Annotated in this window: 11 protein-coding genes and 3 other annotated features; of the genes, 5 read left to right on the top strand and 6 right to left on the bottom strand. The window is 40.5% G+C overall.

Annotation, left to right across the window (positions count from 1 at the left end; translation table 11 throughout):
• Nucleotides 1-36: 36 nt before the first annotated feature.
• From ACIQZD_RS05320 to asnA, 3 genes are all read right to left on the bottom strand, one after another.
• Nucleotides 37-669, bottom strand: coding sequence for a LysE family transporter (locus ACIQZD_RS05320; RefSeq protein WP_402899049.1), 633 nt, complete (start codon nt 667-669; stop codon nt 37-39).
• A gap of 152 nt (nt 670-821) precedes the next feature.
• Nucleotides 822-2,054: an MFS transporter gene (locus ACIQZD_RS05325; protein WP_402899052.1), complete on the bottom strand. Its 1,233-nt coding sequence runs from the start codon at nt 2,052-2,054 to the stop codon at nt 822-824.
• A 209-nt stretch (nt 2,055-2,263) separates the two neighbouring features.
• Nucleotides 2,264-3,259 (bottom strand): aspartate--ammonia ligase, encoded by a 996-nt coding sequence (gene asnA, locus ACIQZD_RS05330; RefSeq protein ID WP_483878401.1) that lies wholly within the window; start codon nt 3,257-3,259, stop codon nt 2,264-2,266.
• A gap of 269 nt (nt 3,260-3,528) precedes the next feature.
• Here asnA and ACIQZD_RS05335 point away from each other — a divergent pair, with 269 nt between their 5' ends.
• Nucleotides 3,529-4,155: a LysE family transporter gene (locus ACIQZD_RS05335; RefSeq protein WP_402899057.1), complete on the top strand. Its 627-nt coding sequence runs from the start codon at nt 3,529-3,531 to the stop codon at nt 4,153-4,155.
• A 253-nt stretch (nt 4,156-4,408) separates the two neighbouring features.
• Nucleotides 4,409-4,792 carry a hypothetical protein gene (locus ACIQZD_RS05340; protein WP_402899060.1) on the top strand — a complete coding sequence of 128 codons (384 nt, stop codon included), beginning with the start codon at nt 4,409-4,411 and terminating at the stop codon, nt 4,790-4,792.
• Nucleotides 4,793-4,950: 158 nt separating this feature from the next.
• On the opposite strand, the gene thrS is transcribed toward ACIQZD_RS05340, so the two are convergent.
• Nucleotides 4,951-6,858, bottom strand: coding sequence for a threonine--tRNA ligase (gene thrS, locus ACIQZD_RS05345; RefSeq protein ID WP_402899958.1), 1,908 nt, complete (start codon nt 6,856-6,858; stop codon nt 4,951-4,953).
• Between the two features lie 61 nt (nt 6,859-6,919).
• Nucleotides 6,920-7,141 (bottom strand) — a binding site (T-box leader).
• Nucleotides 7,142-7,173: 32 nt separating this feature from the next.
• Nucleotides 7,174-7,397 (bottom strand) — a binding site (T-box leader).
• A 31-nt stretch (nt 7,398-7,428) separates the two neighbouring features.
• Nucleotides 7,429-7,649 (bottom strand) — a binding site (T-box leader).
• Nucleotides 7,650-7,769: 120 nt separating this feature from the next.
• Between thrS and ACIQZD_RS05350 the strand changes: the two genes are divergently transcribed.
• Complete coding sequence (locus ACIQZD_RS05350) at nt 7,770-8,045, top strand: hypothetical protein (protein ID WP_402899063.1); 276 nt, start codon at nt 7,770-7,772, stop codon at nt 8,043-8,045.
• A 44-nt stretch (nt 8,046-8,089) separates the two neighbouring features.
• Here the strand turns inward: ACIQZD_RS05350 and ACIQZD_RS05355 are convergent, their stop codons facing one another.
• Complete coding sequence (locus tag ACIQZD_RS05355; RefSeq protein WP_402899066.1) at nt 8,090-8,692, bottom strand: DUF7010 family protein; 603 nt, start codon at nt 8,690-8,692, stop codon at nt 8,090-8,092.
• A gap of 180 nt (nt 8,693-8,872) precedes the next feature.
• Between ACIQZD_RS05355 and ACIQZD_RS05360 the strand changes: the two genes are divergently transcribed.
• Nucleotides 8,873-9,388 (top strand): TetR/AcrR family transcriptional regulator, encoded by a 516-nt coding sequence (locus ACIQZD_RS05360; RefSeq protein WP_402899070.1) that lies wholly within the window; start codon nt 8,873-8,875, stop codon nt 9,386-9,388.
• A gap of 76 nt (nt 9,389-9,464) precedes the next feature.
• Nucleotides 9,465-10,409, top strand: a complete 945-nt coding sequence (locus ACIQZD_RS05365; RefSeq protein ID WP_402899075.1) for an SDR family oxidoreductase — start codon at nt 9,465-9,467, stop codon at nt 10,407-10,409.
• A 213-nt stretch (nt 10,410-10,622) separates the two neighbouring features.
• Here the strand turns inward: ACIQZD_RS05365 and ACIQZD_RS05370 are convergent, their stop codons facing one another.
• The gene (locus ACIQZD_RS05370) at nt 10,623-12,113 is read right to left on the bottom strand and encodes an amino acid permease (RefSeq protein WP_402899961.1); all 1,491 of its coding nucleotides are present in this window, start codon (nt 12,111-12,113) and stop codon (nt 10,623-10,625) included.
• Between the last annotated feature and the right edge of the window lie 105 nt (nt 12,114-12,218).

The following is a 12,218-nucleotide window of genomic DNA, read 5'->3' on the forward strand; positions in this document are numbered from 1 at the left end:
TACCCTACCTTATGTAATAAACTAAAGCATTCTGCTTTATGATATGATGGCAGAAATACCTTGATAAGCAAAATAAACCCCAAAGCCTACCAATGATAATCCAGAGATGACCGAAATGGCCATTAAGCTTTTTTCATTTAAGAACCTGCGAAACCCATTCGTTAATGCCGCAACAAAAAAATCCCAACAGGTAAGCCCAAAGAAAATCATCCCGCTATAAATGAAAAGTTGGGATGTCCCATAACTTGAAGCTGTTTTAGCTAAAACAGATCCATATATCCCCAACCAAAATAAAATGGATAATGGACTGGTCACAGACATGATGAACCCAGTCAAAAAACAGGAAATTAATGAATCTTTATTCCTATATTCATTTAATAATATCGTATTTACCCGTAAAACACTTTCGACCCCAGAATAAATAAGCACGAATCCCCCAAAAAGCCACAGAAAAATCTGGACGATCGAAATTTCTAAAAACCGCACCATACCTACATACACTAAAATCATGAACAAGGCATCTGCAATCATCGACCCTGCCCCAACGATCCAGGCATGCCAAAACCCGTTCTTGATTCCTTTATCGATACGAGCAGAGTTCACTGGACCGATCGGTGCTGCTAGGGTAAGTCCCAAGAAAAAGTAACTCAGCAGTAAATGTACACTCAAAAAGCATCACTCCTTCGAGCTAGTTCATGACTTGTACATTTTATGTGACAACCCTCAGCCTATAACCACATGCCAAAAAAATTTTCCCGAGTTACAAACAAAAAAAGCCGTGGTAAAGCCCGGCTTTTTCGGAGAATTTCTATAGAAACCTATTAGGCAGCAGCTTCTTTTTTGTCTGAACTAATGAATTTCATAACAATCAATACGATGCCTATACCAATGATCCCTGAAATGATATAGGTCAAATTGATATGATTTTTCATGACAAGGGACATGACCGGAGGCCCTGCCGCAACTCCGATGAACCTTGATGACATATAGAAGGAGGTAATTGTCCCCCGCTGTTCCTTTTTTATATTTTGAGTGATGATTGCGTCGAGTGTCGGCAATAACGCACCAATCGCTATGCCCACCAAACTCGTTACGAGTAATAAAAGGAAAACCGTGTTTTTTGTAAAACCGACAAATACAAGGCTGATTGAAAGGACAGCTATACTGATCATGATGATCTTTTTCATGATTGGTAACTCACCCTTGATTTTTTTCCCGGCAACATAAGAAGATACACAAAGGAAAAACAGCGGGATCGCTATCACTAAACCTTTTTTAACTCCATGCAAATCGTGGATTTTTTCCAGATTATCAGACAAAAAGAAAAGAACACCGAACAAAACCAACATGACAAATACACCAATCAGGAAAACTGTATATAACCATTTTCCTTCCTGCTTGAATATTTTTTTCGTATCATGCCAGAATTCTTTGAATTTCTTCGGATCATCCTTTTCCTTTGGTACCTTTATAAAGAAAAAGACCAAGACAATAGATATTAAACTGAAGAATGAAATCGAGAAGAATGGTAAAAACCAGATAAATGCAGCAAACAGGGAACCCAGTATTGGACTCAGTACTTTCCCAAATGTATTCGAAGTTTCTATGATTCCTAAACAAGAACTGGTTTTTTCATCATCATCCTTGTATAGATCCCCCACCAGAGGCAAAATGATGGGCGAAGCCCCAGACGCCCCAATCCCCTGCAATACCCTCCCAATGATGATCCATGTGTATGGATTTTCCATTTTCCATGATGCATAACCTGCGATCAAGCCGCCGATAAGGGCTAGGATCAGGCTTGGCAGAATCACCATTTTTCGTCCAAATCGATCTGATAAATAACCCGCTATGGGAATTAAAAAAATGGATGCTACGGAATAGCTTGTTATCACCATGCTTGATTGAAATGAAGATATCCCCACCTTTTCCTCGAAAATGGGCAAAACCGGGATAAGCATTGAATTTCCAAGTGTCATTACCAATGGAATCGATGCCATACTGATCAGACACCACACGCTTACATCTTTATTTTGCTTCTCATGACCCTCCATACTTACACTCCTCATTCATTATAAAAGCAACTTATTGCATAAAAGGTAACCATTGTGAAACAATTTGGTTTGCATCATTATTAGATGTCTTCAATTATTATGTTATAGCGCAGAAAGATTTATTCAGTAGCGCTTCACCCAAAATTACCCCTTTTGACCGTTAAAACAAAAAAACCATTCTTTTTAAGAATGGTTTCCCGCTTTCGTCTTTATAAAAGAATAATATTCCTCTTTTTACAGTCGTTTAATATTTGGTCATTCCATACCGAAACCTGAACCTCGCCAATATGTGCTTTCTTCAGCAAAAACATGCATAGTCTGGATTGCCCTATTCCTCCGCCTATTGAATAGGGAAGCTTTCCTTCCAATACGGCCTTATGATAATCGAGCACCTTACGATTTTCGTTTTTGGATAATCTTAATTGTTTTAACAGTGACTTTTCATCTACTCGAATTCCCATTGAAGAAACTTCAAAAGCACATTCCAAGAGTGGATTCCATAAAACGATATCTCCATTTAGGTCCCAATCATCATAATCCGGTGAACGTCCATCATGCTTTTCCCCCGATTGTAACTCTCCGCCAATTTTCATGATGAAAATCGCACCATATTTCTTCGTTATGACATTTTCTCTTTCCTTCGGAGTCAGGTTCGGGTATAAATCCTCCAACTCCTGGGTCGTAATGAAGTGAATGTCATCAGGTAACACAGGCTTAAGCAGATGATGGAATTCAAACATATAACGTTCGGTCGATTTAATGGCTCTATATATTTTTTTCACTTCAGATTTTAATGTATCTACGTTACGTTGTTCTTTCGTTATGACTTTCTCCCAGTCCCATTGATCCACAAATAACGAGTGTAAATGATCCAGTTTTTCATCACGTCTTATCGCATTCATATTTGTGTAAATGCCTTCATCACACGCCAAACCATACCTAGAAAGAGTGATTCTTTTCCACTTTGCCAAAGATTGAACCACTTCGATTTGTTTATTCTTAACATCCAGAGCTTCAAAGGTAAGAATCCGCTCCACACCATTTAAATTGTCATTTATACCATTACCTTCATTTAAAATGATAGGTGCTGATACTTTAATCAGGTTTAACGCATTTGAAATTCCTTCTTCAAAATGATTCTTAATTTCATTTATTGCAATATCCGTATGCATGATATCAAGAATTGTTTTGTATTTATTCGGCATCGATAATTCAGGCATAATTATCCTCCAATTCCGCTTTGAATAGCGCATGCATTAAAATTGGCGTCTTTCCATTTGACTAAATTACATTATGAAGGAGTTTTCTGTGTTGTTACAAAAACACACATGTCACGACTAAGTACATCCATAAGCAGCAAACCGGACAATGATTCACCATATCCATTCAAAAAAAGGGTCAAAAATGTGGTACAAGTCCAATTGTCTGAATACATTCAAATAAGTGAAGATGTAACAAACGATGAGGTGATGAATTGGGTGTTTTTTTCAGCTATGTATTATTAGGCTTATCACTTGCGGCTCCTATCGGTCCCATAAATGCTGCTCAATTGGACAAAGGAATAAAAAAAGGTTTTTGGCATGCCTGGGTTTTTGGCTGGGGTGCCATTTTAGCGGATTTTGTATTTATAGCCCTCGTCTTTTTCGGAGTCGCCCACTTTTTGGACAACTCCTTCATGAAGACATTTTTATGGCTTTTTGGATTTTTTGTCCTGACCTATACCGGAATTGAAAGTCTGTTAAGTGCAGGTAAGATTGAAGTGAATGCACGAAAAGCGAAAGATTCCCTTCTTTCTTCATTCCTGACAGGATTCATCATGTCCCTTTCGAATCCTTTATCCATTTTGTTTTGGCTGGGGATTTATGGATCCATTCTTGCAAACTCCGCTTCAAAATATGATATGGATCAATTACTTTTATACAGTTCAGGGATCCTTGTCGGCCTCTTAACCTGGGATTTCGCTATGGCCATCATCGCCAGCACCTTCAGACGCTTTTTATCCAAACCCATTCTAATGGGCATTTCGATCATTTCAGGAATATCCCTTATAGGGATCGGCATTTACTTTGCCATCCAAGCAGCCAAGGTTTTATTTACATAAAGAGTTTAGGAGATGTAAGAGTTTACTCGTAAATTCGTATAAAATATATAAAATAGGCCGCCCATTTTAGTCTCCATTTTTGTCCATGTCGGACACTTATCCCCCTTTGTTCATAGCCTGAAAGGGTAAACACAAAGGGAGGATTTCTTAAATGTATAATAATTACGGTTATTACTCTTATAATGTTCCATATTATAATGATCCATATTATTACGATAATTCTTATGCCAATTTGCCTTATTATGATGACAGGATGCCAGTACAAACATTGGTTCCATTAGCCACTATTCAGAGCCATTTAAACGCAGGCCGACAAGGTCATTGTTTCAGAGGTTTTTGGGGTAACAGCCAGCACACCTTTATTTTGATGGGGTTCAATGCTGCTACTGGTATGGTACAGATACTCGAAGGTGGCATCCCTAATGAGATTCATCATACAGATATAGTCGGATTACAATATCTAGGATTAACCTGCCCTGTCGGTAGCGGCGGCCAGGGCGGCGGTCAAGGCGGCGGTCAAGGCGGCGGTCAAGGCGGCGGTCAAGGTGGCGGTCAAGGTGGCGGTCAAGGCGGACCGGGTGGTAACTGTTTCCAGCAGTTCATTCCTGGTGTTGGCTGGGTATGGATTTGTAGATAGAAAAAAGACAGCCGAGTTATTTCGGCTGTCTTTTTTTATCCAAACCTAATCCAATGGGCATTTACTCGTGAGTTCTGTGCTTTTACTCGTGAGTTTCGCATATTTACTCGTGAATTCCGCGTATTTACTCGTGAATTCCGGATTAAGCTGCTTTTTTGTTAGATGCTGCGTTCTTTTATTTGCTGGACGATTTGCTTGATGAACGTTTCTATTGCGACATTTTCAACTTCTTGTTCCCCGTATTTCCGGACATTTACTTCATTTTCTTTCTCTTCTTTATCTCCAAGAACCAGCATATATGGGATTTTCCCCATCTGTGCTTCCCTGACTTTATACCCCAGCTTTTCATTCCGATCATCAATTTTCACTCTTATGCCTTGATTCTTCAGTTCTTTTTGAACCTTTAAACAATAGTTCAAATGAACTTGTGAGACAGGGATGATCTGTACTTGCACCGGGGCAAGCCATACCGGAAAAGCACCGGCAAAATGTTCTATCAGAATTCCGAAAAAACGATCGATCGATCCAAAAATGGCACGATGAATGACGACCGGACGAACTTTTTCATTATTTTCATCAATGTAAGTCAGATCAAATTTATCAGGCATTTGAAAATCAAGCTGAATTGTTGCACATTGATGGCTTCGTTTTAATGTATCTTTAATATGAAAATCAATTTTCGGTCCATAAAATGCCCCGTCCCCTTCATTTACTTGATAATGTATCCCGATGCTTTCCAGAACATTTTTCAAGGCTGTTTCAGAAGATTGCCAAAGGGAATCATCGCCCATTGAATCCTTTGGACGAGTGGAGAGCTCCACGGAATACTCGAATCCAAAAGTGCGATACACCTTATCAATCAGATGAAACACTTGTTTAATTTCACTTTCGATTTGATCCTGCCGAACATAAATGTGGGCATCATCCTGGCAAAATGTACGGACACGCAGCATCCCGTTCAATGCACCGCTATATTCATGACGATGGACTTGACCGAATTCGGCCATCCGGATCGGTAAATCCCTGTAAGAATAAAGACTGTTTTTGAAAATAAGCATATGACCCGGACAGTTCATTGGCTTCATCGCGAATTTTATTTGATCCACCTCAGTGAAGTACATATTCTCATGGTAATGATCCCAGTGACCCGATTGTTCCCATAACCGCTGATTCATCATGAAAGGAGTCCGAACTTCGTCGTAATCAGCTTCAGTCTGAAGCTCCCGCGAGAACTTCTCCAATTCATTTCTAATGATTTGTCCTTTAGGTAAATAAAACGGCATTCCAGGGGCTTCCTCCGAAAACATGAATAACTCCAACTGCTTCCCTAATTTACGGTGATCGCGTTTGGCCGCTTCTTCCAGGAATTTGTAATGATCCTGTAAATCTTTTTTCTTTCGGAAAGCCACGCCATATACCCTTTGAAGAACTTCATTTTGATTGTCTCCCCGCCAATAGGCACCAGATACGCGAGTCAATTTGAACGATTTTACAAATGATGTGGATGGAAGGTGCGGCCCTCTGCAAAGATCGACGAATTCCCCCTGTTGATAGAGCGTTAATTTTTCACCATTAGGGATGTTCTTTGCTAAATCCAACTTGAATGACTCCCCTCTGCCCTCGAATAAATTCACAGCTTCTTCATAAGTCACTTCGATCCTTTTAATTTCCAGATTTTCACTTATGATATGTTCCATCTCTTTTTCAATGGCCTGTAGATCTTCTGAGCTCAAAGGATGGTCTAACTTAAAATCATAGTAAAAACCATCTTCCACGACTGGCCCCATCCCTAATTCCACGTTTTGGTATAACCTTTTCACAGCCTGCGCCAAAACATGCGCCGATGTATGTCGTAATACTTGTAATCCTTCATCCGAATCCAGAGTCAAGATCGACAGTTCGGCATCCTTATTAAGCTTGTGACTTAGATCAACCAGTTGCTTATCCAGTTTTCCTGCTACTGCCTTTTTCCTTAAACTTGAGCTGATGGACCCTGCCACACTTTCCACTGTCACCCCTTGCGGATATTTCCTTTGCTGCCCATCCGGGAATTGAACTTTAATCATTTTTTCACCCATCACATAAACACCCCTTTTTTTAATAATAAAAAAACGCACTCATCCCTATGCGAGGGACGAGTGCGTTTACCCGTGGTTCCACCCAATTTCCCATAAGCAAAAAACACTCATGGCTCTGGAGCTTGTAACGCGGCTTAGACGATATCAGTTACTCTTGTTCACCGATATAGCTCAAAGGCGGTAAATCAGTTTCCTAAGCCAGGAAGTTCGCAGCTGCCCTTCCCTCTCTGCAGACCGTAAAAATGATTCATGTCCTTATCATGGCAATATTTTTATATATAAAAAAAACGCACCCATCCCTATATAAGGGACGAGTGCGTTTTTACCCGTGGTTCCACCCAATTTCCCATAAGCAAAAAACACTCATGGCTCTGGAGCTTGTAACGCAGCTTAGACGATATCAGTTACTCTTGTTCACCGATATAGCTCAAAGGCGGTAAATCAGTTTCCTAAGCCAGGAAGTTCGCAGCTGCCCTTCCCTCTCTGCAGACCGTAAAAATGATTCATGTCCTTATCATGGCAATAATTATAATAATAAAAAAACGCACCCATCCCTAAGTAAGGGACGAGTGCGTTACCCGTGATTCCACCCAATTTCCCATAAGCAAAAAACACTCATGGCTCTGGAGCTTGTAACGCAGCTTAGACGATATCAGTTACTCTTGTTCACCGATATAACTCAAAGGCGGTAAATCAGTTTCCTAAGCCAGGAAGTTCGCAGCTGCCCTTCCCTCTCTGAAGACCGTAAAAATGATTCATGTCCTTATCAATGCTTCTAAAATGTAAATGGATTTTTATATTGTTATATATATTACAATATATTCCCATAAGTGACAACCTCTAATTTATTAATTTCATTATAAACAATAAATTGGTATAATTAGTAAAAAGGAGTCTCTATGAAAAGTTTAAGCAATTGGTCTATCGGATTTGCAGTGATTGGTACACTATCATTTTGCTGTTCCCTTGCTTTACCAAAAGCCTCCGAGCTGCTTATGATTTCAGGATTCGGAGCGTTACTAATTGGTATGTTATGCAGTTTCGGGGCCATCTATAAAAATGAAAAAGGCAAGTCGAAATTTTTGGCTGTGGCTGCATTCTTTCTTTTAAGTTTCATTCTCGTTTGGAATGAACCATTTCAAATTGTCAGGCTCTTGACCTGGATGAAAAATTAATCGAAATGAAAAACCCGTTCATCATGACGGGTTTTTTGATGAGTTCAATCTTCATCGGCTATCGTTCGACTTGAATTCTTTATTCCAAGCCATAGCGTAAGTCCAGTGGTCCAGAGAATTAGCGCACATCCGAAGCCGAGCAATGATAACGGTGCAAGGATTTGATGCTCCCCAAACTTGACGGTGTCTGGCACAATAAGCAATGTGATAAGCGCCAATAAACAGAGAAGCACTCCTGTTGCATAGTAGATCTTGATTTGGAAAAGTGATGCCAAAGGTAAAAAATGAATCCCAACAATAATGGCGATGACGCCCGGTATAAGATCAATATGATCTATCAAGTTACAGATGGCAATGGCAATTCCAATCAGCAAACCTTCGGCAATGAAGACCATATTAAACAAAAATCCGATACGCTTCAGACGCCTAGCCCCATTTTCTGAAACTTGATTGGACATTTTTTGTGATGCATGAATTAATGATATGCCTCCGATAACCATTATGATTCCGACCAATATGGCTGCGAGTTCCACGTAGGGAAACCCCCACCCCTGCAATCCTATCACACCGGTACCTGCCCACAGTGTACCGAAGAACGCCATGAAAATGACTCCAATTCCAGAACCGCGAAACGCCTCTTTCATCATCAGTTTCCTTTCATCCAAAGTATTATCATACATAGAATAATAGTATTGCGCATCCTCCCCAATTATTCAGCTGCAAAAAAATGATTCAAATACCTTATTGCAAAAATTACCATACTGCGATATTATGATATTAATTAGTGATTGATTAATCACTAATTAATGAAATTATGGAGGATACCAATGGTCAGACCCAAAAAAGAGAACCGAAAAGATGACATTCTGGAAGCTGGTTTGGAGGTTTTTGCAGAAAAAGGCTATTACAATACAACGACTGCCTTCATTGCAGAAAAAGCCGGCATCTCCCAGCCATATGTGTTTAAATTCTTTAAAACTAAAGAGGAGTTATTCGTAGCGGCTCTGGATCGGGCATACGAAAGGATCCTTGAAGCCTTTAAAATTGAAGCAGGACCCGAAGACCTTGTTAACCATATGATCCAGGTTTATGAAGAATTGACTGAATCCAATCCCAATGAAATCGCCCTGCAGGTCATAGGACTTTCAGTGACGGAAGACGCAATAAGAAATTCTACTCGATCAGGGTTAGCACGCATTAGAAATCACACACTTGAAAAATTTCAATCTGCTGGAATTCCGAATGCCGAGGACCAAGTGACCACCTTCCTGGCGAGGGGGATACTCTGCAATATTTCCCACTTCATCAATATGCCCGAGCTTATAGATGGCGGGGGCAGGTAAGAACCGATTTTCATCGGTTTCTTATTTTGAATCTTTATTTAGTGATTGATCAATAAATCAAAAGGGGATGTAAAATATGAAGAAAGCTATTGTTTTAGGAGCAACCGGCGGATCAGGTCAAGTCATTGTTTCAGAATTGTTATCAAGGGGCACAGAAGTCATCGCTTTCGGGCGTTCAAGAAGTAAGCTAGAGCAATTAATGAAAGAGCATGGTCATTCGCAACAATTAACATACAGAATCGGTGACATCTTTGATTACAAAACCATTGTAGAGGCTGCAAAAGATGCGGAAGTCATTTTCCAATGTGCCAACGTTCCCTATCAAGAGATGGCTTTAAAACTCCTTTCACTTGGGGAAAGTGTCATGAAGGCAACCGATATTTTAGGTAAGAAGATTGTCATTGTAGATGGGATATATATCTATGGGCACCAAGTTGCGAAAGGAGATGAAAACCATCCAAAACAGCCGCATACAAAAAAAGGGCAAATCAGGTTGAAATTCGAGAAGCTCATATTCAGCCAAAAATGGAAAAATGCCAGAGCATTGATTGTCAGGCTGCCAGACTATTATGGCGCTACCTCACAGAACTCCTACCTTCAGCCAACATTGAATGGGCTCGCTGCAAATAAAACGACCGTCTTTATCGGGGACTTAAAAACACCAAGAGAATATGTCTACTTACCGGATGCAGCAAAAATGATCGTGGAAATTGCAGAAAAAGACGACTCCTATGGAGAAAATTGGAACATCCCTGGGCCTGGTCTGATTTCCGGAAACGAAATCATCCAAATTGCCCGTCAGGTAACGGGACAGAAAAAGATGGTTCTTCCCCTTACAAAAAACATCATTCAGATACTTGGCTTGTTCAACCCTTTCATGAAAGAAGTAGTGGAAATCATGTATTTAACCAAAGAAGGATTCATCCTGGATGGAGAAAAATATGAAAACCGCATCGGCCCCATACCTAAAACTCCATACAAAGAAGGAATGGAAGAAACAATGCGAACTTTAATGAGATAATTGCCGCTTTCGTCAATATATTCTTATTTTCGAAGATATAACTGGATTTTCGGAGATATATTTCTGTTTTCGGAGATATAACTGGATTTCCGAAGATATATTTCTATTTTCGAATATATAACTGGATTTTCGGAGATATAACTGGATTTTCATACAAATCCTCATAAAAAAACCTGAGTTCCCAAAGGGGAGTTCAGGTTTTTTCCATTGGTATCAAGCCACATCTGATTTATCGAATTGACAATCTTTTAATGCTATTAATTTGGTCTTGTGATAAAACTTATATCCTAACCAGACTACCAGGAATATCGGTAATCCGATATAGGAGACGGCGACGCCATACCAGTCGATGCTGCCGCTTAGGAATGCTCCATAATTCTGTCCTGCTATGACGAGCATGCACAGGGTGAATGAAAGAATCGGGCCGAATGGAAACCATTTTGCTTTATATTTCAATTCGTTTAGGTCACCCCCCTGTGCAACATAGGCACGTCTAAAGCGATAATGGCTTATGGCGATTCCAATCCAGGCGATGAAGCCGGTCAGCCCGGATGCATTCAATAGCCATGTAAATACATGGTCCCCGAAAATGGAGGTCAAGAAGGCGAGTCCTCCAATTAAGGATGTCATGATCAAAGCATTCATCGGGATTCCCCTGCGGTTGACTTTAGCCAGGAATTTGGGAGCTTGTTTATCTTTTGCCATCGACCATAACATCCGCGTTGATGCATATAGCCCCGAGTTCCCTGCTGATAGTAAGGAGGTTAACACGACCGCATTCATGACGGATGCTGCGAATGCCAGTCCTGCCCGTTCAAAGACAAGCGTGAAAGGGCTTACAGAAATGTTTTCGACATCTCCGTTCAACAAACTTGGACTCGTATAAGGGATTAAGAGGCCGAGTATCAGGATGGCCCCGATGTAAAATAAGAGGATGCGCCAAAATACTTGGCGGATCGCATTCGGAACATTTTTTTCGGGTTCTTCACTTTCTCCGGCAGCAATACCAACAAGTTCAGTTCCTTGAAAAGAAAATCCCGCGATTAGAAAGATTGAGATGATCGATAAAAATCCTCCCTTGAATGGTGCCTCATCCATGGTGAAGTTTTCAAATCCGATCACCTTTCCGCCAAAAATCCCCAATATGGTCAATAAACCAATAATGATGAAGCAAATGATGGCGATGACTTTTATTAGTGCAAACCAATATTCAGATTCACCATAGCTTTTAATGGATAGGGCGTTGAGGGTGAAGACGATTCCAAGAAACAATGCGCTCCATATAAGGCTGGGTACATCAGGGAGCCAAAATTTCATGATGATGGCTGCTGCAGCTATTTCCACGGCAAGGGTGACTGCCCAGTTAAACCAATAATTCCAGCCAAGTGCAAAGCCGAATGCGGGATCAACAAAGCGTGTGGCGTAGGTGGAAAATGATCCCGACACAGGCATATATGTCGCCATTTCCCCTAAGCTCGTCATCAGGAAATAAACCATGATTCCAATGCAGGCATATGCAGCCAGGGCACCACCAGGCCCTGCGCTCTGGATGGTTGCCCCGCTTGCCAGGAATAATCCGGTTCCTATTGAACCGCCAATGGCAATCATGGTCATATGCCTTGCTTTCAGTTGCCTTTTAACTGTTGGTTCTTGATTATGGGGATGCCTTTTAACTGTCGGTTCTTGATTATCAATGAGATTCATATCCATATGGTTCCTACCTCATTTTCTTTTATAGTTAAAAGTTCAAGATATATAAGAGTTTTTAACAACCGCTTTGTCTGAAATATTTCGCTTTACTTGCTGGGA

The organism is Peribacillus sp. NPDC096447, assembly GCF_044762725.1.
Lineage (GTDB): Bacteria > Bacillota > Bacilli > Bacillales > DSM-1321 > Peribacillus.

Excerpts from the sequence above, each read along its gene's own strand:
- ACIQZD_RS05325 (WP_402899052.1), bottom strand. The coding sequence starts at position 2,054 with ATGGAGGGTCATGAGAAGCAAAATAAAGATGTAAGCGTGTGGTGTCTG.
- asnA (WP_483878401.1), bottom strand. The coding sequence starts at position 3,259 with ATGCCGAATAAATACAAAACAATTCTTGATATCATGCATACGGATATT.
- ACIQZD_RS05340 (WP_402899060.1), top strand. The coding sequence starts at position 4,409 with ATGCCAGTACAAACATTGGTTCCATTAGCCACTATTCAGAGCCATTTA.
- thrS (WP_402899958.1), bottom strand. The coding sequence starts at position 6,858 with ATGATTAAAGTTCAATTCCCGGATGGGCAGCAAAGGAAATATCCGCAA.
- ACIQZD_RS05350 (WP_402899063.1), top strand. The coding sequence starts at position 7,770 with ATGAAAAGTTTAAGCAATTGGTCTATCGGATTTGCAGTGATTGGTACA.
- ACIQZD_RS05355 (WP_402899066.1), bottom strand. The coding sequence starts at position 8,692 with ATGATGAAAGAGGCGTTTCGCGGTTCTGGAATTGGAGTCATTTTCATG.
- ACIQZD_RS05360 (WP_402899070.1), top strand. The coding sequence starts at position 8,873 with ATGGTCAGACCCAAAAAAGAGAACCGAAAAGATGACATTCTGGAAGCT.
- ACIQZD_RS05365 (WP_402899075.1), top strand. The coding sequence starts at position 9,465 with ATGAAGAAAGCTATTGTTTTAGGAGCAACCGGCGGATCAGGTCAAGTC.
- ACIQZD_RS05370 (WP_402899961.1), bottom strand. The coding sequence starts at position 12,113 with ATGAATCTCATTGATAATCAAGAACCGACAGTTAAAAGGCATCCCCAT.